This is a genomic window from Streptomyces sp. NPDC012637 (genome assembly GCF_042954805.1).
Taxonomy (GTDB): domain Bacteria; phylum Actinomycetota; class Actinomycetes; order Streptomycetales; family Streptomycetaceae; genus Streptomyces.
The window spans coordinates 1-21,491 of sequence record NZ_JBIBDS010000009.1 but is presented as its reverse complement, the minus strand read 5'-3'; the positions used below and the strand labels follow the sequence as shown (position 1 = coordinate 21,491).

The following is a 21,491-nucleotide window of genomic DNA, read 5'->3' as shown; positions in this document are numbered from 1 at the left end:
TTGCGGAACGAACAGTTCCAGCCATCTGTCCGGAGGCGATGAAACCCCGGCCGTCAGGTGTCCTACGCCACACTGCCGGAACCCAACTCCCCGAATACCGGGACATCTCATGATCAACACTCACTCGACCGGCTGAAAATCGCCCGGACGCATCTTCGAGATGGCTGTGATGCAGTAGTAGGCTCACGCCGCCGTTTGTTGAAGCTGAAGGTTGACGCCGCGTGTTGACGCCGGGCGTGACGACGTGAAGGACCTCCGTGGCCGCGGAGGCCGAGCTGGGGGAGGCCATGCGCTTTCGCGGGAAGTCCATCCGCAGGAAGATCGTGGCCTTGCTGCTCGTGCCGCTCGTCTCCCTCACCGGGCTCTGGGGCTTCGCCACCGTCCTGACCGGACGTGAGGCACGCCAACTCCTGGACGTCAGCTACATCGTCGACAAGGTCGGCTACCCCATCGAGGACACCGCGCGCGTCATCCAGAAGGAACGCCGCCAGTCCCTCGTCTACCTCGCCGACCCCCGCGCCGCCGAGGCCCTCACCGACCTGCGCGTGCAACGCGAGGCCACCGACCGGCAGATCGCGCTGATCCGCCGCAACGCGGCAGACCCGGGCGTACGCGGCGAGATGAGCCCCGTCACCACCCAGCGGCTCAACTCCCTGCTCGCCGCGCTCGACGGACTCTCCTCGCTGCGCCGCTCCGTGGAGAACCGCAGCATCGGCCGCATGCAGGCCCTCGAGTTCTACAACCGGCTCGTCGACCCCGCCTACAGCTTCCTCATGACGCTCCACGCGCTGGAGAACGTCGAGATGGACAAGCAGGGCCGTGCCCTCGTCGGCGTCACCCGCGCCCGCGAACTCCTCTCCCGCGAGGACGCCCTCGTGGTCTCCGCGCTCATCGCCGAGCGCGTCACGGCCGAGGAGGCCCGCACGGTCACCGACCTCGTCGCGGGACGCAAGCTGCTCTACGAGGCCAACCTGGAGATCCTGCCGGGCTCCGAGCGCGACCGCTTCGAGAAGTACTGGTCCGGGGCCGAGACCGCGCCGCTGCGCAAGGCGGAGGAGGCGTTCATCGCCCAGGGCGCCACCGAGCGCCCGCGCTCCGTCACCGCCGACCGCTGGCAGGAGCAGACCACTCCCGTCCTCGACGACCTCGCCCGTGACAACACCGCCGCGGGCGACCGCTACAAGGACCGCGTCCAGCCCGCCGCGTACAGCGTGCTGCTGAAGGCGGGCATCGCCGGCGTCCTCGGCTTCGTCGCCCTCCTCGTCTCCGTCGTCGTCTCCGTCCGCGTCGGCCGCGAACTCGTCCGCGACCTGCGCCTGCTGCGCAAGGAGGCCCAGGAGGTCTCCGGCGTCCGGCTGCCCAGCGTCATGCGCCGCCTCGCCGCCGGCGAACACGTCGACGTCGAGACCGAGGTGCCGCACCTCCGTTACGACGACGACGAGGTCGGCCAGGTCGGCCAGGCCCTCAACACCCTCCAGCGCGCCGCCGTCGAGGCCGCCGTCAAGCAGGCGGACATGCGCCGCGGCGTCTCCGAGGTCTTCGTCAACCTCGCCCGCCGCAACCAGGTCCTGCTGCACCGCCAGCTGACCCTCCTGGACACCATGGAGCGGCGCACCGAGGACACCGACGAACTCGCCGACCTCTTCCGGCTCGACCACATGACCACGCGCATGCGCCGCCACGCCGAGGGCCTGGTGATCCTCTCCGGCGCCGCGCCCTCCCGACAGTGGCGCAAGCCCGTCCAGCTCATGGACGTGGTCCGCGCGGCCGTCGCCGAGGTCGAGGACTACGAGCGCATCGAGGTCCGCCGGCTGCCCCGGCTCGGCGTCGGCGGCCCCGCCGTCGCCGACCTCACCCACCTCATCGCCGAACTCCTCGAGAACGCCACCGTGTTCTCGCCGCCGCACACCGCCGTCCAGGTGCTCGGCGAACGCGTCGCCAACGGCTTCACCCTGGAGATCCACGACCGCGGCCTCGGCATGAACCCCGACGCCCTGCTCGACGCCAACCTCCGGCTCGCCGAGACGCCCGAGTTCGAGCTCTCCGACACCGACCGGCTCGGCCTGTTCGTGGTCAGCCGCCTCGCCCAGCGCCAGAACGTCCGCGTCTCGCTCCAGCCCTCGCCGTACGGCGGGACCACCGCGGTCGTGTTCATCCCGGCCGCCCTGCTCACCGACGCCCCCGAGACCCAGGGCGCCGGCTTCCGCCTGGACCGCAAGAACCTGGACCGGCCGCACCTCGACCGCGCCGTGCTCGACCGCGAGGGCGGCAGCGGACCGGACGGCCTGCCGTCCCGGCGTCCGGCCCTCACCAAGGTGCCCGACCCGGCCCTCGAACCCGCGGGACCGCTCCTCGACGGCCCCGTCGAGCTGGAGGCCCCGCTGGGCTCCGAGAGCTTCTCCGGCCTCCTCGGCGCCGACGACCTCCTCGACACCGAGAGCGAGCGCGGCGGACTGTTCCGCGCGCGCGAGCACCGCCGCCGCGGCGAGCAGCACCAGCAGGCCCCCGACCGCTCCCGCGGCGACCGCGACGACGACACGCCCGCCCGGCCCGTGGCACTGCCCCGCCGCCGCCCGCCGACGCTCGTCGTCGACCGCGGCCGGCGCCTCGACGAGGAGGGCCGCGCCCATCCCGCCGGCGCGCCGTCCGACGAGGCAGCCCCCGGCGGCGCCAGGACGGACGACACCATGGAGCTGGCCCGGGTGCGCCCCGCGCCCACCCTCGTCCCCGTGCCGGAGGAGGGCGGCCCCGCGCCGTTCGCCGGGCTGCCCCGCCGCGTACGGCAGGCCAGCCTCGCCCCGCAGCTGCGGGCCGCCGGAGACCGCGCCGACGACCAGCCGGCCGGGACGGCCGTACCGGCCCCCGCCGACGGAACCGACTCCTTCGAGCGCGACGCCGAGGAGGTGCGCAGCCGCATGGCCTCGATGCAGCGCGGCTGGCAGCGCGGCCGTCGGCAGAACGCCGAAACGACAGCACCAGGAACGACACCCGAGGGGGACGGTCGATGACCGCACCGAACGCCGCAGCCCACAGCTCCGCCCACGGCAACGGGGAGCTGAACTGGCTCCTCGACGAACTGGTCCAGCGCGTCGGCTCCATCCGCAAGGCCCTGGTGCTCTCCAGCGACGGCCTGCCCACCGGCGCCTCGCAGGACCTCTCGCGCGAGGACGGCGAGCACCTGGCCGCCGTCGCCTCGGGCTTCCACAGCCTCGCCAAGGGGGTCGGCCGCCACTTCGAGGCGGGCAGGGTCCGCCAGACCGTGGTCGAGCTCGAGGACGCCTTCCTCTTCGTGACCGCCGCGGGCGACGGCAGCTGCCTCGCCGTGCTCGCCGACGCCGACTCGGACGTCGGCCAGGTCGCGTACGAGATGACCCTCATGGTCAAGCGGGTCGGCGCACATCTCGCCACGGCGCCCCGGTCCGGGCTGCCCACCGGAGGATGAGGAGAGGGGGGACGGCATGACCGAAGCAGACCAGAGCCGCGAGGAGCCGGCCGCCCGCTGGTTCGACGACGAGGCGGGCCCGGTGGTCCGCCCGTACGCGATGACCCGCGGCCGCACCAGCGCCGCGACCCGCCACCGGCTCGACCTGATCGCGCTGGTGGTGCCCGAGCCGGCCGCCGACGACCCGGGCCGCGACCAGACGCTGTCCCCCGAGCACGTGGAGATCGTCGAGCGCTGCGCCGAGCAGCCGCAGTCGATCGCCGAACTCGCCGCTGGACTCGACCTCCCCGTCGGGGTGGTACGGGTCCTCGTCGGTGACCTCGTCGACGACGAGCTCGTGCACGTGACCCGCCCCGTTCCGCCGGCCGAGCTGCCGGACGTGAGCATCCTTCGCGAGGTGATCAATGGCCTTCGGGCGCTCTAGCTCCAGCCGCAGGCAGCCGCCGGTCGAGCCGGTGACGCTGAAGATCCTGGTCGCGGGCGGCTTCGGAGTCGGCAAGACCACCCTGGTGGGCGCGGTCAGCGAGATCCGGCCGCTGCGCACCGAGGAGATCCTGAGCGAGGCGGGCCGGCCGGTCGACGACCTTCATGGCGTGGAGACCAAGTCGACCACCACCGTCGCCATGGACTTCGGCCGGATCACCCTGCGCGAGGACCTGGTCCTGTACCTCTTCGGCACGCCCGGACAGGACCGCTTCTGGTTCCTGTGGGACGAGCTCGCGCAGGGTGCCCTGGGCGCGGTCGTCCTCGCCGACACCCGGCGCCTGGAGGACAGCTTCGCCGCCATCGACTACTTCGAGCGGCGCGGCATCCCGTTCACGGTCGCCGTCAACTGCTTCGAGGGCGCCCGTCGTTACCCGGCGGAGACGGTCCGGGGCGCGCTCGACCTCGATCCCGAGGTCGAGCTGGTGATGTGTGACGCCCGCGACCGCGAGTCGGTCAAGAACGTCCTCGTCGCGGTGGTCGAACACGCCCTGGTCCTGGCCGGCCCGGACCCGGCCGGCGTACCGGGCTGACCGGCCGACCGACATGCTGACCGGCCGGCCGGCCGACACGCTGGCCGGCCGGTCGACCGGCGACCGCTTGACGGCCGGGACGCCCTCCGGGGTTCAGCGCACCGCCACCACCGCCGAACCATGGCCGAACAGGCCCTGGTTGGCGGTGATGCCGGCCCGCGCGCCCGGCACCTGGCGGTCGCCGGCCGTGCCGCGCAGCTGCCAGGTCAGCTCGCAGACCTGGGCGATGGCCTGCGCCGGTACGGCCTCGCCGAAGGACGCGAGCCCGCCGCTCACGTTGACCGGGACCCGGCCGCTGAGCGCCGTGGCGCCCTCCCGCAGGAGCTTGGCGCCCTCGCCCGGCGCGCACAGCCCGATGTCCTCGTACCACTCCAGCTCCAGGGCGGTGGACAGGTCGTACACCTCCGCCAGGGACAGGTCCTCGGGGCCGAGCCCCGCCTCCTCGTACGCGGCGCGGGCTATGGACGCGCGGAAGGTGTGCGGGGCGGGGGAGGCCGTCGTCGCGGAGTCGGTGGCGATGTCCGGCAGGTCGAGAACCGTCCTGGGATAGGTCGGGGTGACCGTGGACACCGCGCGGACCCGGACGGGGTCCGGGTGCCCGTGCCGCCGGGCGAAGTCCATGCTTGACAGGACCAGGGCCGCGCCGCCGTCGGAGGTCGCGCAGATGTCGAGCAGCCGCAGCGGGTCGGCGACCATCGCCGACGCGGCCACCTCCGCCGCGCTCACCGGCTTGCGGTAGCGGGCCAGCGGGTTGAGCGCGCCGGCCGCCGCGTTCTTCACCTTCACCTGCGCGAAGTCCTCGGGCGTGTCCCCGTACAGCGCCATCCGGCGGCGCGCGTAGAGCCCGAAGTACGTGGGGTTCGTCGCCCCGAGCACCCGGAAGCGCAGCCAGTCCGGGTCGTCGGGACGGTCGCCGCCCGCCGGGGCGAAGAAGCCCTTCGGCGCCGCGTCGGCGCCCACCACCAGGACGACGTCCGCGAGGCCGGCGAGGATCTGCGCCCTGGCCGTGCCGATCGCCTGCGCCCCCGAAGCGCAGGCCGCGTACACGCTGGTCACCCGCGCGCCCTGCCAGCCCAGGGCCTGCGCGAAGGTGGCTCCGGCCACGTAGCCGGGGTAGCCGCCGCGCACGGTGTCCGCGCCGACCACCGAGCCGACGTCCCGCCAGTCCAGCCCGGCGTCGGCGAGCGCGGCCCGGGCGGCCGCCGCCCCGTACGAGACGAAACTCCGGCCCCACTTGCCCCACGGGTGCATTCCCGCCCCGAGCACGGCGATGTCGTTCACGCGCCCGCCTCCCCGCTGCCCTCGGCCACCGGCCGCCAGTGCCAGGTGGTCCAGACGTGCTCCTCGTCCTCGCTGAGCACGCCCGGCACGAGCTCCACCTCGGCGCCGACCGTCAGATCGGCCGTCCGCACGCCCGGCGCCGCCTGCCCGAGGACCACCATGGCCTCGGCCGCCAGCTCCACCGCCACCAGGGTGTACGGCTCCCAGGGTGCGTCCGGGTCCGAGACGTACGGCGCGGGCGGCCGGTAGCGGCCGTCGGTGTACGACCAGACCCGGCCGCGCCGGGAGAGCGGCGTCTCGACGAGCTCGCCGCCCGGGCAGCCGGGGTTGCGGCACCAGTCGTCCTCGCGCGGGAAGAAGACCGCGGCGCAGGCGGTGCAGCGGGTCCCGAGGAGCCGGAACTCCCCGTCGGGGACCGTCCCGGCGGCTTCGCCGGTGCAGTCGGTGAACCAGCCGGCCACCACCGGCCTGCGCGTCCGTGCCATCCGCCACCCCTCCCGGGATCTGACGATGCGTCAGAAGTGTGTGCCGGAAGTCTGGCACGGGCGGACCGGCGGGGGAAGACGTCAGTGCCCCGCCACCGAGCTCCGCGCCACCGGGAAGTCGAAGAAGGTCGAGGGGAACGGCTCCGGCTTGAAGGTGAAGTGCCACCACTCCTCGGGGAGGTTGACGAAGCCCTGCTCCGCCAGCGCGCCCCGCAGCAGGTCGCGGTTGGCCCGCTGCGCACCCTGGATCCGCGGGTCGTCGGTGTGCGAGAGGGTGTCGAAGCAGTCGAAACCGGTGCCCATGTCGAGGGAGTTGTCCGGGAAGCGCTCCTCCTGCGGCCGGAAGCACTCCACCTGCGGCTCGCCCGGCACGTACGGCCGGGTGGGCGCCGCCGGCAGCCGCACGACCGTCACGTCCAGCGTCGAACCGCGGCTGTGCCCGGACTTCTCCGCGATGTAACCGTCCGCGAACAGCCGCGACTTGTCGACCAGCGGGTAGAACTCCTTCTTCATCCGCTCGTCGTCCAGGTCCTTCGCCCAGCGCACGAAGTGGTCCACCGCCCGCTGGGGCCGGTAGCAGTCGTACACCTTCAGCGTGTAGCCCCTGGCGAGCAGCCCCACCTGGGCCCGGTGCAGGGCCTCGGCGGCGGGCCGGGTCAGGATGCACACCGGCTGGCGGTAGCCGTCGATCCGCTCGCCCACGAAGTTGTGCTCCGTGGTGTAGCGCATCTCCTGAAGGATCGTCGGGTCCACCCGGTCCAGCGCCACGAACTCCTTCGGAGCCTTGGGCTCCGGCGCGGCACCGGCCGCACCGGCCGCACTGGCGGACGGCACGGCGGCGGTGGCGGCGAGCAGCCCGGCGGCGGCCAGGGCCCCGAGGGCACGGAGAGCGGAGGCAAGTCCTGTCAGTCGCTTCAGTCCTGTCATGTGCACCGTCTATCAGGTACGGCAGCGGCGGGAAAGGGTGATCGCGTACGGTCGGCCCGTGACCGACTCCGCACCGCACTCCCACTGCTCCTCCTGCGGCGCCCGCCACCCGGCCGACGCCGGCTGGCCGCGCACCTGCGCCGCCTGCGGCTCCACCGCCTACCGCAACCCGCTGCCGGTGGCCGTCGCCCTGCTGCCCGTGACCGACGCGGGCGGCACCGCGCTCGTCGTGATCACCCGCACCATCCCGCCGCAGTCCGGGCAGGTCGCCCTGCCCGGCGGCTTCGTCGACTTCGGCGAGGACTGGCGGACGGCCGTGGTGCGCGAACTGCGCGAGGAGACCGGCATCGAGGCCGCCGCCGAGGACGTACGGCTCGCCGACGCCCTCAGCTCGCCGGCCGGCCACCTGCTGGTCTTCGGCCTGCTCCCGCCCCGCCCGGCCGCCGACCTCCCGCCGCCGGCCGCCACGGACGAAACCAGCGGCCACCATCTGCTGCGCGCGCCCGAGGAACTGGCCTTCCCGCTCCACACGGAGGCGGTACGGCGCTTCTTCGCGGGCGACTACACCTGACCGGCGGCCTCCGACCGCCTGCCTCTGAATCGGCGGCCTCCGACGGGCGGCCTGTGACCGGCGGCCTGTGACCGGCGGCCTCCGACGGGCGGCCTCCGACCGCCTGCCTCTGAATCGGCGGCCTCCGACGGGCGGCCTCCGACGGGCGGCCTGTGATCGGCGGCCTCCGACGGGCGGCCTCCGACGGGCGGCCTCCGACCGGCTGGCTCCGGTCGGCTGACTGCCGACGGCTGCCTCTTACCGGCCGGCTCCGACCGGCTACGCCTGACCGCGCACCCGGACCGGCAGCCCCGCCTCCCGCACGCCCCCGTCGGTGACCCGCTCCACCACCACCCGGCCGTCCACCACGCGCGACTGGTAGCGCTCGATCTCCGCCGGCTCCCACCCGTCCCCGGTGTCCCGCACCACCAGCCCGCCGCCCGTACGCCCCGCGGCAGGCGCCCACACCTCCAGGACCAGCTCCCCGGCCCCGCCCTCGTCGCCGTCCCCGCGCACCGGGATCACCGCGCCCGCGCGGGCCAGCACCGGCACCCTGGAGAGCGGCGCGTCGAGCAGCACCTGCCCCGGGCCCTCGTACGCCTCGCCGGTCGCCGTGTCGTACCAGCGGCCGCGGGGCAGCCGCACCGCCCGCCGGTCCGTGCCCCGGGACAGCACCGGAGCGACCAGCAGCGAGTCGCCGAGCAGGAACGAGTCCTCGCAGTCCCGCAGCGCCCGGTCCTCCGGCGTGCCCCACCAGACCGGACGCACGTACGGCGCGCCCGTCATCCGGGCCAGCCGTGACAGCGTCACGAAGTACGGTCGCAGCCGCTCCCGCTCGGCCAGCGCCACGCGCGCGTGCGCCAGGACCTCGGGGCCGAACTCCCACGGCTCGCGCCGCCCGGCGTCGATCGCCGCGTGCGTACGGAACAGCGGCAGCCACGCCCCCAGCTGGTACCAGCGCAGGAACAGCTCCGGCGACGGGCTCCCGTCGAAACCGCCCACGTCGGGACCCGAGTACGGCACCCCGCACAGCCCCAGCCCCAGGACCAGCGCCAGCGAGGCCCGCAGCCCCGGCCACCCCGTCGACACGTCGCCCGACCAGGTCCCGCCGTACCGCTGCATCCCCGCCCACCCGGAGCGCGAGAACAGGAACGGCCGCTCCTCAGGCCGCAGCCGGCGCAGCCCCTCGTACCCGGCGCGCGCCATCGCGAGCCCGTACACGTTGTGCGCCTCGCGGTGGTCGCCGCCCCGGCCCTCCAGCGCGTGCCGGGCCGAGCGCGGCAGGGTCCGGTCGCCGAACGGCGCGAAGGACACCGGCTCGTTCATGTCGTGCCACACCCCGGAAAAGCCCTGCCGCAGCCGCTCCTCGTACAGACCGCCCCACCACTCCCGCGCCGCCGGGTCGGTGAAGTCCGGGTAGGCGCACTCTCCGGGCCACACCACGCCGTGGACTTCCTCGCCCCGGTCGTCCCGGACGAACGCCCCGGCCGCTCGCCCGCCGTCGTACACCGGGTTGCCCGGCTCCGCCTTCACCGCCGGGTCGACGATCGACACGAGGCGCACCCCGCGCCCGCGCAGCTCCTCGGCGAGCCCCGGCAGATCGGGGAACCGCTCCCGGTCCACGGTGAACACCCGGTGCCCGTCGTAGTGGTCGATGTCCAGGTGCAGCACCGACAGCGGAAGACCCCGGTCCCGGTAGCCGTCCACCACCCGCCGCACCTCCCGCTCGCTGCCGAAGCCCCAGCGCGCGTGCTGCGGCCCGAGCGCCCAGGACGGTGGCAGCGCCGGCGCACCGGTGAGCGCCGCCCAGCCGTGCAGCACGCGCGCGGGGGTGCCGACCACGACCCAGCAGCGCAGCGGGCCGCCCTCCATCCGGACCTCGCTGCTGCCGGGCCGGTCATGGCCGGAACCCGCGCCCTCCTCGCCCTCGGCGAGGACCACCCGCCCGTCCCAGGTGTTGTCGTAGAAGGCCAGGTGCGTGCCCGCGTCCGCGACGACCAGCTGCACGGGCATGGTGATGTACAGCGGGTCGTCACCGGGGTCGAAGGCGGCCGAGGGGTCGGTGTTCCACAGCCGGTACGAGCCGTCGCGCAGCCGCGGCCCCGACGCCCTTCCGCCCAGCCCGAAGAACCGGGCGTCCGCCGGCACCTCGCCGCGCTGCACCCAGCGTGCGGACCTGCCGCCCTGCACCGGCTCCCACCAGCGCGGCGGCAGGTCACGGCGCAGCATCACCCCGCCGGGGGTGCGCACCTCCACCGCGCCGTTCCGGGACACCGCGACCGTCACCCGCTCCGACACCACCCGCCAGCCGCCGTCGGTGTCCGGCTCCAGGACGGCACGCGGGTCGGGCTCGGGCGGCTTGCCGGCGAGCGCGTACGAGGGCAGCGGCTCGGCTCCGTCCCAGCCCCAGAACACGGTGCCGCCGGCCGACACCGAGATCCGCAGCTGCGAGCGGGCGAAACGGATGATCCCGCCGCCCGGCGCCGGCTCCGCCCCACCCACCGGCCCCGGCACCCGGGCCCGCTCCGCCCCCCTCGGCGGCAGCGCCCGCGCGTCGGCACGCCGCTGCCGCCACGCCGAGCGGACCGCCCGCAACCCCTGCACCGAACCCATCACCTTCACCGAGCGCACCAGCTCACGACCGTCCATGCGGCTCACCCTGCCATCCGGGACAGGCCGTGCGCGGTTCGTTCAACTGCCGTTCACCCGTGGTGGGAGCACACATTCAGCTGGCGGACCATGGGCGGGGAACCCTGGTGCGAAATCGGATCACATGGCATCGTCCCTGTCAGCCGCGTCACGCGCACACCCCCGCACGTGCGCGCGACACACGCAGACCCGCGTACAGCCAGGGAGCCGACCCACATGACATCGCAGACCGAGCCGCTGTGGCAGCCGGATGAGGACCGCGTCTCCGCGGCCGCCGTCACCCGCTTCCAGGCCTGGGCGGCCGAGCGCCACGGCGCTCCCGCCGACGGCGGCTACGAGGCCCTGCACCGCTGGTCCGTCGAGGACCTCGAGGGCTTCTGGGCGGCCGTCGCCGAATGGTTCGACCTCCGCTTCGCCACCCCGTACGAGCGCGTCCTGGGCGACCGCTCCATGCCCGGCGCCGAGTGGTTCCCGGGCGCCACCCTCAACTACGCCGAGCACGCGCTGCGCGCCGCCGAGGAGCGTCCCGACGCCACCGCGCTGCTCCACGTCGACGAGACGCACGAGCCGCGTCCGATCACCTGGGGCGAGCTGCGCCGTCAGGTCGGCTCGCTCGCCGCCGAGCTCCGCCGCCTCGGCGTGCGGCCCGGGGACCGCGTCAGCGGCTACCTGCCCAACATCCCCGAAGCCGTCGTCGCCCTCCTCGCCACCGCCGCCGTCGGCGGTGTGTGGACCTCCTGCGCCCCGGACTTCGGCGCCCGCAGCGTCCTCGACCGCTTCCAGCAGGTCGAGCCCGTCGTCCTGTTCACCGTCGACGGCTACCGCTACGGCGGCAAGGAGCACGACCGCCGCGACACCGTCGCCGAACTGCGCGCCGAACTGCCCTCGCTGCGCGCCGTCGTGCACATCCCGCTGCTCGGCACCCCGGCCCCCGAGGGCGCCCTGGCCTGGTCGGAGCTGACCTCCGCCGACACCGAGCCGGTCTTCGAGCACGTGCCGTTCGACCACCCGCTGTGGGTGCTCTACTCCTCCGGCACCACCGGTCTGCCGAAGGCGATCGTGCAGTCCCAGGGCGGCATCCTGATCGAGCACGTCAAGCAGCTGGGCCTGCACTGCGACCTCGGCCCGGAGGACGTGTTCTTCTGGTACACCTCCACCGGCTGGATGATGTGGAACTTCCTCGTCTCCGGCCTGCTGACCGGCACGACTGTCGTCCTGTACGACGGCAGCCCCGGCTACCCCGACACCGGCGCCCAGTGGCGCGTCGCCGAGCGCACCGGCGCCACCCTGTACGGCACCTCCGCGGCGTACGTGATGGCTTGCGCCAAGGCCGACGTGCACCCCGGCCGCGACTTCGACCTCTCCCGCGTGAAGTGCGTGGCCACCACCGGCTCCCCGCTGCCGCCCGACGGCTTCCGCTGGCTGCACGACGAGGTCCGCGAGGACCTGTGGATCGCCTCCGTCAGCGGCGGCACCGACGTCTGCTCCTGCTTCGCCGGCGCGGTGCCCACGCTCCCGGTGCACATCGGCGAGCTCCAGGCCGCCTGCCTCGGCACCGACCTGCAGTCCTGGGACCCGTCGGGCAAGCCGCTCGTGGGCGAGGTCGGCGAGCTCGTCGTCACCAACCCGATGCCGTCGATGCCGATCCGCTTTTGGAACGACCCGGACGGCAGCCGCTACCGCGACAGCTACTTCGAGATGTTCCCCGGCGTGTGGCGGCACGGCGACTGGATCACGATCACCGACCACGGCTCCGTCGTCATCCACGGCCGGTCCGACTCCACCCTGAACCGCCAGGGCGTCCGTATGGGAAGCGCCGACATCTACGAGGCCGTCGAGCGCCTCCCGGAGATCCGCGAGTCGCTCGTCATCGGCCTGGAGGAGCCGGACGGCGGCTACTGGATGCCGCTGTTCGTCCACCTCGCCGAAGGCGCCGCCCTGGACGACGAGCTGGTCGGCCGCATCAAGAGCACGATCCGCGCCGAACTCTCCCCGCGGCACGTCCCCGACGACATCATCGAGGTCCCGGCCGTCCCGCACACCCTCACCGGCAAGCGCATCGAGGTCCCGGTCAAGCGGCTGCTCCAGGGCACGCCGATGGCCAAGGCCGTCAACCCGGGCTCGGTCGACAACCTCGACCTGCTGCGCTTCTACGAGGAGCTCGCGGCCGAGCGCCGCAAGGCCTGAGCCCTGCCGGTCCGGGCGCCGCCGGGCGCCGGCCGGGCTAACCCCGTCCCCGCCGCCCGTCCTCAGGGCGGGGGGCGAGGCGGCGGACCAGGTCCACGGCCTCGTCCGTGCGCCCCGCGCCGCACGTGCGCAGGATCTCGGCGAGCCCCGGGTGCGGGCCGTCGAGGAGCGCGGCCGCCTCCAGGATCTCCGCGGCGCCGGCCCGCGCGTTGAACAGGTCCCGCAGACGCAGCGCGAAGGACAGATCACCGTCCCCCTCCGGCTCGCCGGCGGGGGACGGCTGCGTGACGGCCGCGCCGAGCGAGTCCTGCCCGGGCGTCCGGTTGGCCCGGATCGCCGCGAGGGCGTCCGCGACCTCCCCGGGCGGCACGGTGCCCGCGCGCACGTCGTGGGCGAGGTGGAGCACCGCCGACAGCCGTGCCGCGGCGTCGGGGTTGGCGATGCGGGCGCGCTGCCCGCGCATCACCAGGCTGAGCATGGCCGGGGAGACGCCGAGGATCTCGGCGAGCCCGGACTGGGTCACTCCGAACAGCCCGCACAGGTCCCGGCACAGCTCGCCGAGGGGAGCTCCGTACCACTGGCGCTGGAGCTCCTGATTGCGCTTCGTCGTGGCGTGGTCCATACCTGCACGTTAGGAGTGTGATTGACACTTGTCAAAGATAGTTTTCATGTGTCAATCTCCCGTCCGGAAGGCACGACCACTCTCATCCGACTGACGGGATGTCACCATGTCCTGGCACCGCGCCACTTCGCTCGCCGCCGTCGTCCTGATCGCCGGCCTCGGACTCACCGCCTGCGGCGGCAACGGATCGGACACCAAGGGCTCCGACAAGCCCGCCACCGCCTCGGCCGCCCCGGGCACCGCCGACGCGGGCACCCCCTCGGACGCCCCCGGCACCTCCGGCGGCGTCAAGGAGCCCGAGGACCTCCCGGCCGGCCTGCCCCTCCCCGACGGCACGCTCACGACCGTGACCGGCGACAAGGGCGCGTACGTGCTCACCTACCGCTCGGACGACCCGAAGGCCCTCATCGCCGACTACCGCACGGCTCTCGAAGGCGCGAGCTACACCGTGGTGGACATCGCCGGCGTCTTCACCGCCACCTCGGACAAGACCTCCGTCAGCATCGCCACCTCGGGCAACGACGTGATCCTCACGGTCGCCAGCATGTGACGCCGCCGCGCGGGTGAGGTCGTAGGGGGGACGGCGCCGGTACGCTGCGGCGCATGGAAGCAGGGGGGATGCTCGCCGACCGGTACCGGCTGGTCGCGCCCGTCGCGCGGGGCGCGCAGGGCACGGTCTGGCGGGCTGTCGACAGCCGCGACGGCACGGACGTGGCCGTGAAGGTCTCCGGCGGCGCCGACGTCGAGTCGCTGCTCCGGCTGGTGTGCGAGCAGTCGGTCCGCATCGGGCATCCCCATGTCCTCGCCCCCGTCGACTGGTTCGTCCGCGACGGCGAGGCCTGGCTGGTGCTGCCGCTGGTCCGCGGCGGCACCCTCGGCGGCCTCCTCGCCGACTACGGCGCACTCCCGCCCGCCGTCGGCCTGCTGATCGCCGAGCAACTCCTCGACGCGCTGGTGGCCGTGCACCTCCACGGCCTCGTCCACCGTGACGTCAAACCGTCGAACGTGCTCCTGGCCGCCTCCGGCGCGGGCCGCCCGCACGCCTACCTCGGCGATTTCGGCGTGGCCCGCGTCCTGCCCCACCTCCGGCTCACCGCGCCCGCCTTCGTCGCCGGCACCCCGGACTACCTCGCCCCCGAGGCACGCGCCGGGGCGGACAGCTCGCCCGCGCAGGACGTCTACGCGGCCGGACTCGTCCTGCGCGACCTCGGCGCCCCGGCCGGACTCGTCGCCGCCATGACCGCCGAGCGCCCGGAACAGCGGCCCACGGCCGCGGCCGCCCGCGACACGATCGCCGCCGCCCGCCACGCCCTCGGGCCCGAGCGGTGGCCGGTCCTCTGGGACGACGAGCCCTTCCTCGTCCCCGACCAGCTCGGCGACGTCCCCGGCCCGCCCGGTGACGTGCGAGGCCGCCGCCGGCGACCGCGGTGGTACGCGCTCGCCGCCGGGGCGGCGCTCCTCGTGGCGGCCACGGCGGTCGCCGTCGCGGCGGCCCTGACCGATGCCGGGCCGGGGGAGTCAGGCCCGGGCGCCGGACCGGCCGCGCCCGCCTCGCCCACCCGCACCGTCCCCGCCGACGCGGAACGCGGACCCGCGGACCCCACGGGCCCGGCGGTCTTCAGCCCGTGCCCGGCCGACCGCGAGCTCGACGCCGCCTTCAGCCCCGAGGGCTACATCCTGCTGTGCGACCACGTCCCCGGCACCCGGCGCTACGAATGGCTCCCGGCCACCGCCGAGGACTGACGCCGGACGTCCCTCCGACCGGACAACGCGACGGCGGGGCCTCAGTGCCTGCCTGCCCCGACCGTCCCGGACGTCCCTCCGACCGGACAGCGCGACGGCGGGGCCTCAGTGCCTGCCTGCCCCGACCGTCCCGGACGTCCCTCCGACCGGAAGTGCGGCGGCGGGCCTCAGTGCCTGCCTGCCCCGACCGTCCCGGACGTCCCTCCGACCGGAAGTGCGGCGGCGGGCCTCAGTGCCTGCCTGACCGCCCGGCCGGGCCCTAACCGCCGTACATGGCCTGCCGGTCGCCGAGGACGTCCGCGAAGTCCCGCGCCAGCCGTTCGGCCTCCTCCGGGACGAGCGTCGCCGTCGTGATCCGTACGCCCGTGGGTGCGCCGATCCGGAACCGGGCCCCGGCCGCCACCCACCAGCCGTGCGTGCGCAGCCCGTTCACCACCGCCGACTCGTCGCGCACCGGCACCCACACGTTCAGCCCGGTCGCCCCGACGGAGCGGATGCCGTACGAGCCGAGGGCGCCGATCAGAGCCCGGCGCCGCTCCGCGTACGCGGCCTCGCCGGACGCCACGAGCCGGGCGACCGCCGGGTCGGACAGCAGCCCGACCAGCGTCTCCTGCAGGACGTGGCTGACCCAGCCGGACGTCATGAGCATCCGCCCGTCGTGCCGGGCGATCGTCACGGGATCACCGGCGACCCCGGCCCATCGCAGGTCGACGCCCAGGCGCTTGGAGACGGTGCGCACCTGTGCCCACCGGTCCAGGCCCGCCGCGGCCAGCGTGGGTGCGACCGGGCCCTCGACCTCCACGGTGTAGTCGTCCTCGACGACGAGCACTTCGGGGAACTCCCGGAGCAGCGCCACGAGTTCGTCGCGTCGGGCGGGGGAGAGGGACGCACCGGTGGGGTTCTGGGCGCGCGGAGTGCACACCACCGCCCGCACCCCGGCCCGCAGCGCCGCGCGCAGGGCGTCCGGAGTCATCCCGTGGGCGTCCACGGCGACCGGCACCATCCGCAGGCCCAGGGCCGGCACGAGGTCCAGGAGGTGGTGGAAGCCGGGGTCCTCCACCGCCACCGCGTCGCCCGGCCGCAGCTCGACGGACAGCAGCCGTGCGATGCAGTCGAGCGCGCCGTGCGCGAAGGTCACCCGCTCCGAGGGCACGCCGTCCCGCGCGAACCAGGCCCGGGTCAGCTCCTCGAGGGCGGCGAGCCGGGGCGCCGCGCGGTGCGAGCCGAACGTCGGGCGGAGCTCGGCCGGTGGCCTGAGCACCGGCAGGAACGCGGGGTCGGGATGCCCGCCCGCCAGGTCCACGAGTCCCGCGGGCACGCGCGGCGGCCGGCGCGAGGCCACGGAGGGGGCCTCCGCGACCACCGTGCCGCCCCGGCCGCGCGTGACCACCAGACCGCGCCCCCGCAGTTCCTTGTACGCGGTCGCGACGGTGCCCGGGCTGACGCCGAGCTCGTCGGCGAGCCGCCGCACGGGAGGAAGCGCGTCACCCGGCGCGAGCTCGCCCTCGGAGATCCCGCGCTCGACGGACGCGGCAATCCCCTTGGCCGTCGTCCCACTGATCGAATATTGTGTTGCCACGTACTGAACTATGTATCAATACATAACTCGCGTCAAGGGGGAACCGAGTGAGCCGCCCGACTCCGTGGCACCGCACCGCACTCCACCGCATTCCCGGAGGCCGCGACGGCCGCCGCATGCTCCTGGTCAGCATCATCGACAAGACCGGCACCGGCCTCTGGGCCGGCTGCACCGCCCTCTACTTCACCTACGTCTCCGGACTCGGCCTCGCCCAGGTCGGCCTCCTCATGACGGTCTCCGGCGGCGTCGGCATCGCCGGCGCGCCCCTCGCGGGCCGCCTCGCCGACCGCTTCCCGCTCGTCCGCCTCATCGCCGCAGCCCAGCTCATGCGCGGTGCCGCCCTCCTCGCCCTCCTCACCACCGACAACTTCCTCCTCCTCACCCTCTACTCCGCCCTCGGCGCCCTCCCCGACCGCGCCGGCAGCGTCCTCATCAAGCTCTACGCGGCCCGCCTCGCCGGCTCCGAACGCGTCCGCTACCAGGCCATCCAGCGCACCACCGTCAACATCGGCTGGTCCATCGGCGGCCTCGGCGCCGCCGCCGCGCTCGCCACCGGCAGCACCCGCGCCTACGGCCTGCTGCTCCTCGGCAACGTCCTCACCTACGCCGTGATCGCCGCCCTCACCCTGCGCTGCGCCGAACCACCCGCCCCCGCCCGCGTCGCCGCCACCTCCGCCGACGCCCCCAAGGCCCGGCCCGCCAACCCCTGGCGCGACCGCACCTTCCTCGGCTACACCGCCACCGACGCCGCCCTCTTCCTCGACGACACGATCCTCCAGGTCGCCGTACCGCTCTGGATCGTCCACGCCACCTCGGCCCCCGTCGGCCTCGCCCCGCTGCTCCTCGTCCTCAACACCGTCCTCGTCGTCCTCTTCCAGGTCCCCCTCGCCCGCTTCGCCACCACCACTCCGGCAGCCCGCCGCCTGCTCGTCCCGCTCGCCGGTCTCTTCGTCGTCGGCACCGTCGCACTCGCCGCCTCCGCCGCCGGCGGACCCGCCGTCGCCATCAGCGCGCTCGTCCTCGCCGTCATCGCGCTCACCTTCGCCGAGATCCTCCACGCCACCGCCTCCTGGGAACTCTCCGTCGCCCTCGCTCCCGCCGAGGCCCAGGGCGCCTACCTCGGCGTCCACGGACTCGCCCACTCCACCCAGAGGTTCGCCGGCCCGCTCCTCGTCACCGGCGTCATGGCCGCGGGCCCGCTCGCCTGGCCGGTCCTGGGCCTCGCCCTCGTCGGCGCCGCAGCCGCCCAGCACCGGGTGACCCGTGACCGGCTCGCCGCACCCGACACGTCGTCACTGTCAGTGCCCGCGGTTACGGTGAGTGAGTAGTTCATGGCAGCACCCAGGGGGAGACATGACCGAGAACCGCACCGACCGGACCGACCACCGCACCGGCGACCACGCCGGTCACCGAACCACCGACACGGCCCTGCGCCGCGCCCTCCGCCGGGAGACCGCCGGCACCCTCGCCCTCCTCGCCGACGAGGAGGACTTCACCACCATGCGCCGGTACGAGACCTTCGCCTTCGACGACCACGCCCGCTACCTGCACCACGTCGAAGACCTCCTCGACACCCTCACCGCCCACGGCGGCCACACCACCGTCGCCCTCTTCGACCCCGAGGACTACGCCGACTACTGCGCCGACACCGCCCTCGACCCCGACCACCCCGCGAGCCGCGCCCGCTACACCGCCGAACGCGCCGCCACCGGACCCCGCGTCACCTACACAGGACAGCCCCTCGCCACCCTCGTACCCACCCTCATCGACACCGCCGTCCGCCGCGCCACCTGGGAGTACGCCACGATGCTCCTCACCGAGACCGGCCCGTGCGCCGACTGCGGCCAGGACATCGGCCGCGCCTCCTTCGACCGCGCGTCCCGGCTCCTGCTGCGCCTCCTCGACGCCGCCGGCCCCGGCACCCACCACCTCGTGTGCAGCGTCCCCGCCGACACGGAGCAGCTCATCGCCACCCTCCACGTCACGCGCGACACCACGGGACCCGCCCGCCTCGACTCGTCGGAAGGCGCCGAGTTCGTCACCGTCCTCGCCGTCGGCATCGCCCTGAGCACCCCCGGCGGCCTCGTCCTGCGCACCGCCACACCCGGCGCCCGGGACCGCCTCCACGGCTGGCGCCTCCACGCCGGACGGCTCCACCCGCTCACCGAGGCCGAGGTCTTCGACGCCTACTGCACCGACGCCCGCACCGGCGAACCCATCGCCCCCGAACCCGACGTCGACCACCGCCCCGGCTTCCCCCTCGAACCCCTCCCCGACGACCCCCACCCCCACTGACGCCGAAGGGGCTCCCCACCACCGCGGCGGGAAGCCCCTTCGACACTCTGCACGGCCCACGGCCCGGGATCACTCCCCGGACAGCACCGCCTGCGCGGCCATCCGCGCGTCATGCGCCGTGTCCGCGGCACGCGCCGCGGCCGCCGCACGCTCGCACTGCGCCAGCGTGTACTTGGCCAGCGTCGCCCGCACGTACGGAATCGACGCCGCACCCATCGACAGGGAGGTCACACCCAGACCGGTCAGCACACACGCGAGCAGCGGATCCGAGGCCGCCTCACCACAGACACCACAGCTCTTGCCCTCGGCCTTGGCCGCCTCGGCGGACAGCGCCACCAGGTCGAGCAGCGCCGGCTGCCACGGATCCTGCAGCCGCGACACCGCACCCACCTGACGGTCGGCCGCGAACGTGTACTGCGCCAGGTCGTTCGTGCCGAGCGACAGGAACTCGACCTCCTGCAGGATCGAACGCGCCCGGAGCGCGGCGGACGGAATCTCCACCATCGCACCGAACTTCGCCCGCAGCCCCGCCTCACGGCACGCGTCGGCGAACGCCTTCGCATCCGTGCGGTCGGCCACCATCGGCGCCATGACCTCCAGATACACCGGAAGCCCCTCGGCGGCCTTCGCCAGCGCCGTCAGCTGAGTCCGGAGCACCTCCGGGTGGTCGAGCAGCGTCCGCAGACCCCGCACGCCCAGCGCCGGGTTCGGCTCGTCCGACGGCGTCAGGAAGTCCAGCGGCTTGTCCGCGCCCGCGTCGAGCACCCGCACGACCACCCGGCCCTCGGGGAACGCCTCGAGCACCTTCCGGTACGCCTCGACCTGCTTCTCCTCGGACGGCGCCTTCGCGCTGTCGTCCAGGAACAGGAACTCCGTACGGAACAGACCCACGCCCTCGGCACCGGCCTCGACCGCCGCCGGAACGTCCGCGGGACCGCCCACGTTCGCGAGCAGCGGCACCTTGTGCCCGTCCGAGGTCGCACCGGGACCGCTGGAAGCGGCCAGAGCGGCCTTGCGCTGCTCGGCGGCCCGGGTCAGCTCCGCCTTCTTCTCCTCGCTCGGGTCCACGAAGATCTCACCGGTGGAACCGTCCACCGCGATGACCGTACCCTCGGCCAGCTCGCCCGCACCCGGCAGCGCGACCACGGCCGGCACACCCAGCGCACGCGCGAGGATCGCGCTGTGACTGGTCGGCCCGCCCTCCTCGGTCACGAAACCGAGCACCAGCGCCGGGTCGAGCAGAGCCGTGTCGGCGGGCGCCAGGTCCCGCGCGATCAGCACGTACGGCTCGTCGCTGTCCGGCACACCCGGCATCGGCACGCCGAGCAGACGCGCCACGATCCGGTTCCGCACGTCGTCCAGGTCGGCCACCCGGCCCGCCATGTACTCACCCGCACCGGCGAGCAGCTCCCGGTAGTGCGAGAACGCGTCGTAGATACCGCGCTCGGCGGTGCTGCCGACCGCGATACGGCGGTCGACGTCGGCGATGAGCTCCGGGTCCTGAGCGATCATCGCCTGGGCCTCGAGCACCGCCTGGGCCTCGCCGCCCGCCAGATTGCCGCGTGCAATCAGGTCGGCAGCCACAGCCTCCACGGCCTGACGGGCGCGCCCCTGTTCGCGCTCCGCCTCATCGGCCGGAATCTGCTTCGCCGGCGGCTCCAGAACCGCCGTGCCCATGTGCCGGACCTCGCCGATCGCCACTCCGTGGCTGACGCCGACGCCTCGCAGCGTTGTCTCCATCTCACCCGTCTCCGATAGAGCGGCGGCCGGGCCGCCGCGTTGAATGTCGTATGCGCGCTCGTCAGGAGGACGAGCCGGCGGTCAGCTCCAGGAGAAGAGCGTGTCGCCGGCCTTCACGTCCCCGTCCTCGCGGACATCGGAGAGGGAGTCGGCCGTGGCCTCCAGGGCCACGATCGGACAGATGGCGGACTTGCCGGCGGCCTCGACGTCGGCAGGGTTCCAGCGCACGACGGCCTGTCCGCGCGTCACGGTGTCACCCTTGTTCACGAGCAGCTCGAAGCCCTGCCCGTTGAGCTGGACGGTGTCGATCCCGAGGTGGGTCAGCACGCCGTGACCGTCGCTGTCCACGACGACGAACGCGTGCGGGTGAAGAGAGACGACGACGCCGTCGACGGGCGAGACGGCCTCGGAGGGCTCACGCACGGGGTCGATGGCGGTGCCGGGACCGACCATCGCGCCGGAGAAGACGGGGTCGGGTACTGCGGCGAGACCGATGGCGCGTCCAGCGAGTGGCGACGTCACGGTTGTCATGGGAAGCCTCCCAGGGGCGGAGATTGTGTGGCGCCGTCACTGCCTGTCCTGGACGGCGTACTGTTTCAGAAGCCTATGTCATAGGTAGTCCGGGTTCCGCACGAGACGTACCAGTTGGCGGACCTAGGGACTACCGGAAACGATTTGCCTCAGGTGACGTAGGGATGTACTGTCGTACTCCTGCCTGACCCCAACGCGGCATTGAGTCGTGGGTCGGCAGCACCTATCAAGCCAGATCCTAACCCCAGTGGTCTACACCTCTGCGTCCTCGCAGGGGGAGTGGTCAGGGAGACGGAAAAAGCCTGGTAGTGTTTGACCCCGCCGAAGGGCCCCGAAGGTGAATGCCTGGGAAAGGGACCGGAAAGCACCGAGGAAATCGGATCGAAAAGATCTGATAGAGTCGGAAACGCAAGAACGAAGGAAGCGCCCGGAGGAAAGCCCGCG

The 21,491-nt window shown here is 73.9% G+C and carries 18 protein-coding genes; 10 read left to right on the top strand and 8 right to left on the bottom strand.

The window, feature by feature from the left end:
• Positions 1-287: 287 nt before the first annotated feature.
• From ACFY8W_RS30865 to ACFY8W_RS30850, 4 genes are read left to right on the top strand one after another with little or no spacing between them, the layout of a single operon-like run.
• Positions 288-3,008, top strand: coding sequence for a nitrate- and nitrite sensing domain-containing protein (locus tag ACFY8W_RS30865; protein WP_391113342.1), 2,721 nt, complete (start codon positions 288-290; stop codon positions 3,006-3,008).
• A complete protein-coding gene (locus ACFY8W_RS30860) occupies positions 3,005-3,442 on the top strand; it encodes a roadblock/LC7 domain-containing protein (RefSeq protein WP_384420339.1) in 438 nt (145 codons plus the stop codon). Before ACFY8W_RS30865 ends, ACFY8W_RS30860 begins: the two co-directional genes overlap by 4 nt.
• Positions 3,443-3,458: 16 nt before the next feature.
• A complete protein-coding gene (locus ACFY8W_RS30855) occupies positions 3,459-3,866 on the top strand; it encodes a DUF742 domain-containing protein (protein WP_384420336.1) in 408 nt (135 codons plus the stop codon).
• Positions 3,847-4,458: an ATP/GTP-binding protein gene (locus ACFY8W_RS30850; protein ID WP_391112304.1), complete on the top strand. Its 612-nt coding sequence runs from the start codon at positions 3,847-3,849 to the stop codon at positions 4,456-4,458. Before ACFY8W_RS30855 ends, ACFY8W_RS30850 begins: the two co-directional genes overlap by 20 nt.
• A 93-nt stretch (positions 4,459-4,551) precedes the next feature.
• Here the strand turns inward: ACFY8W_RS30850 and ACFY8W_RS30845 are convergent, their stop codons facing one another.
• The 3 genes from ACFY8W_RS30845 to ACFY8W_RS30835 all read right to left on the bottom strand — a co-directional run bounded on the left by ACFY8W_RS30845 (position 4,552) and on the right by ACFY8W_RS30835 (position 7,151).
• Positions 4,552-5,739, bottom strand: coding sequence for a lipid-transfer protein (locus ACFY8W_RS30845; RefSeq protein ID WP_391112301.1), 1,188 nt, complete (start codon positions 5,737-5,739; stop codon positions 4,552-4,554).
• Positions 5,736-6,224 carry a zinc ribbon domain-containing protein gene (locus tag ACFY8W_RS30840; RefSeq protein WP_391112298.1) on the bottom strand — a complete coding sequence of 163 codons (489 nt, stop codon included), beginning with the start codon at positions 6,222-6,224 and terminating at the stop codon, positions 5,736-5,738. Before ACFY8W_RS30840 ends, ACFY8W_RS30845 begins: the two co-directional genes overlap by 4 nt.
• 81 nt (positions 6,225-6,305) lie before the next feature.
• On the bottom strand, positions 6,306-7,151 hold the full coding sequence (locus tag ACFY8W_RS30835) for a M15 family metallopeptidase (protein ID WP_391112295.1): 846 nt from the start codon (positions 7,149-7,151) through the stop codon (positions 6,306-6,308).
• On the opposite strand from ACFY8W_RS30835, the gene ACFY8W_RS30830 reads away from it, so the two are divergent.
• A complete protein-coding gene (locus tag ACFY8W_RS30830; protein ID WP_391112292.1) occupies positions 7,150-7,722 on the top strand; it encodes an NUDIX domain-containing protein in 573 nt (190 codons plus the stop codon). The genes ACFY8W_RS30835 and ACFY8W_RS30830 overlap by 2 nt on opposite strands.
• A gap of 258 nt (positions 7,723-7,980) precedes the next feature.
• Here the strand turns inward: ACFY8W_RS30830 and ACFY8W_RS30825 are convergent, their stop codons facing one another.
• Positions 7,981-10,350: a TIM-barrel domain-containing protein gene (locus tag ACFY8W_RS30825; protein WP_391112289.1), complete on the bottom strand. Its 2,370-nt coding sequence runs from the start codon at positions 10,348-10,350 to the stop codon at positions 7,981-7,983.
• A gap of 216 nt (positions 10,351-10,566) precedes the next feature.
• Here ACFY8W_RS30825 and ACFY8W_RS30820 point away from each other — a divergent pair, with 216 nt between their 5' ends.
• The gene (locus tag ACFY8W_RS30820) at positions 10,567-12,537 is read left to right on the top strand and encodes an acetoacetate--CoA ligase (protein WP_391112286.1); all 1,971 of its coding nucleotides are present in this window, start codon (positions 10,567-10,569) and stop codon (positions 12,535-12,537) included.
• A 37-nt stretch (positions 12,538-12,574) separates the two neighbouring features.
• On the opposite strand, the gene ACFY8W_RS30815 is transcribed toward ACFY8W_RS30820, so the two are convergent.
• Positions 12,575-13,159 (bottom strand): DNA-binding protein, encoded by a 585-nt coding sequence (locus tag ACFY8W_RS30815; protein ID WP_391112283.1) that lies wholly within the window; start codon positions 13,157-13,159, stop codon positions 12,575-12,577.
• A 106-nt stretch (positions 13,160-13,265) separates the two neighbouring features.
• Here ACFY8W_RS30815 and ACFY8W_RS30810 point away from each other — a divergent pair, with 106 nt between their 5' ends.
• Both ACFY8W_RS30810 and ACFY8W_RS30805 read left to right on the top strand, forming a co-directional pair.
• Positions 13,266-13,709, top strand: a complete 444-nt coding sequence (locus ACFY8W_RS30810; protein ID WP_391112280.1) for a hypothetical protein — start codon at positions 13,266-13,268, stop codon at positions 13,707-13,709.
• A 53-nt stretch (positions 13,710-13,762) separates the two neighbouring features.
• Complete coding sequence (locus ACFY8W_RS30805; RefSeq protein WP_391112277.1) at positions 13,763-14,902, top strand: protein kinase; 1,140 nt, start codon at positions 13,763-13,765, stop codon at positions 14,900-14,902.
• A 259-nt stretch (positions 14,903-15,161) separates the two neighbouring features.
• On the opposite strand, the gene ACFY8W_RS30800 is transcribed toward ACFY8W_RS30805, so the two are convergent.
• Positions 15,162-16,481 (bottom strand): aminotransferase class I/II-fold pyridoxal phosphate-dependent enzyme, encoded by a 1,320-nt coding sequence (locus ACFY8W_RS30800; protein ID WP_391112275.1) that lies wholly within the window; start codon positions 16,479-16,481, stop codon positions 15,162-15,164.
• Between the two features lie 47 nt (positions 16,482-16,528).
• Between ACFY8W_RS30800 and ACFY8W_RS30795 the strand changes: the two genes are divergently transcribed.
• Positions 16,529-17,809, top strand: coding sequence for an MFS transporter (locus ACFY8W_RS30795; protein ID WP_391112272.1), 1,281 nt, complete (start codon positions 16,529-16,531; stop codon positions 17,807-17,809).
• A 25-nt stretch (positions 17,810-17,834) separates the two neighbouring features.
• The gene (locus ACFY8W_RS30790; RefSeq protein ID WP_391112269.1) at positions 17,835-18,776 is read left to right on the top strand and encodes a hypothetical protein; all 942 of its coding nucleotides are present in this window, start codon (positions 17,835-17,837) and stop codon (positions 18,774-18,776) included.
• A gap of 69 nt (positions 18,777-18,845) precedes the next feature.
• On the opposite strand, the gene ptsP is transcribed toward ACFY8W_RS30790, so the two are convergent.
• Both ptsP and ACFY8W_RS30780 read right to left on the bottom strand, forming a co-directional pair.
• Positions 18,846-20,516: a phosphoenolpyruvate--protein phosphotransferase gene (ptsP, locus tag ACFY8W_RS30785; RefSeq protein ID WP_391112267.1), complete on the bottom strand. Its 1,671-nt coding sequence runs from the start codon at positions 20,514-20,516 to the stop codon at positions 18,846-18,848.
• A gap of 81 nt (positions 20,517-20,597) precedes the next feature.
• A complete protein-coding gene (locus ACFY8W_RS30780; protein ID WP_386868580.1) occupies positions 20,598-21,047 on the bottom strand; it encodes a PTS glucose transporter subunit IIA in 450 nt (149 codons plus the stop codon).
• Between the last annotated feature and the right edge of the window lie 444 nt (positions 21,048-21,491).

Bases quoted from the DNA above. Each gene is read 5' to 3' on its own strand.
- ACFY8W_RS30815 (WP_391112283.1), bottom strand. From the start codon at position 13,159: ATGGACCACGCCACGACGAAGCGCAATCAGGAGCTCCAGCGCCAGTGG.
- ACFY8W_RS30790 (WP_391112269.1), top strand. From the start codon at position 17,835: ATGACCGAGAACCGCACCGACCGGACCGACCACCGCACCGGCGACCAC.
- ACFY8W_RS30805 (WP_391112277.1), top strand. From the start codon at position 13,763: ATGGAAGCAGGGGGGATGCTCGCCGACCGGTACCGGCTGGTCGCGCCC.
- ACFY8W_RS30865 (WP_391113342.1), top strand. From the start codon at position 288: ATGCGCTTTCGCGGGAAGTCCATCCGCAGGAAGATCGTGGCCTTGCTG.
- ACFY8W_RS30810 (WP_391112280.1), top strand. From the start codon at position 13,266: ATGTCCTGGCACCGCGCCACTTCGCTCGCCGCCGTCGTCCTGATCGCC.
- ACFY8W_RS30820 (WP_391112286.1), top strand. From the start codon at position 10,567: ATGACATCGCAGACCGAGCCGCTGTGGCAGCCGGATGAGGACCGCGTC.
- ACFY8W_RS30835 (WP_391112295.1), bottom strand. From the start codon at position 7,151: ATGACAGGACTGAAGCGACTGACAGGACTTGCCTCCGCTCTCCGTGCC.
- ACFY8W_RS30840 (WP_391112298.1), bottom strand. From the start codon at position 6,224: ATGGCACGGACGCGCAGGCCGGTGGTGGCCGGCTGGTTCACCGACTGC.
- ACFY8W_RS30850 (WP_391112304.1), top strand. From the start codon at position 3,847: ATGGCCTTCGGGCGCTCTAGCTCCAGCCGCAGGCAGCCGCCGGTCGAG.
- ACFY8W_RS30860 (WP_384420339.1), top strand. From the start codon at position 3,005: ATGACCGCACCGAACGCCGCAGCCCACAGCTCCGCCCACGGCAACGGG.
- ACFY8W_RS30830 (WP_391112292.1), top strand. From the start codon at position 7,150: ATGTGCACCGTCTATCAGGTACGGCAGCGGCGGGAAAGGGTGATCGCG.
- ACFY8W_RS30855 (WP_384420336.1), top strand. From the start codon at position 3,459: ATGACCGAAGCAGACCAGAGCCGCGAGGAGCCGGCCGCCCGCTGGTTC.
- ACFY8W_RS30825 (WP_391112289.1), bottom strand. From the start codon at position 10,350: ATGGACGGTCGTGAGCTGGTGCGCTCGGTGAAGGTGATGGGTTCGGTG.
- ACFY8W_RS30780 (WP_386868580.1), bottom strand. From the start codon at position 21,047: ATGACAACCGTGACGTCGCCACTCGCTGGACGCGCCATCGGTCTCGCC.
- ptsP (WP_391112267.1), bottom strand. From the start codon at position 20,516: ATGGAGACAACGCTGCGAGGCGTCGGCGTCAGCCACGGAGTGGCGATC.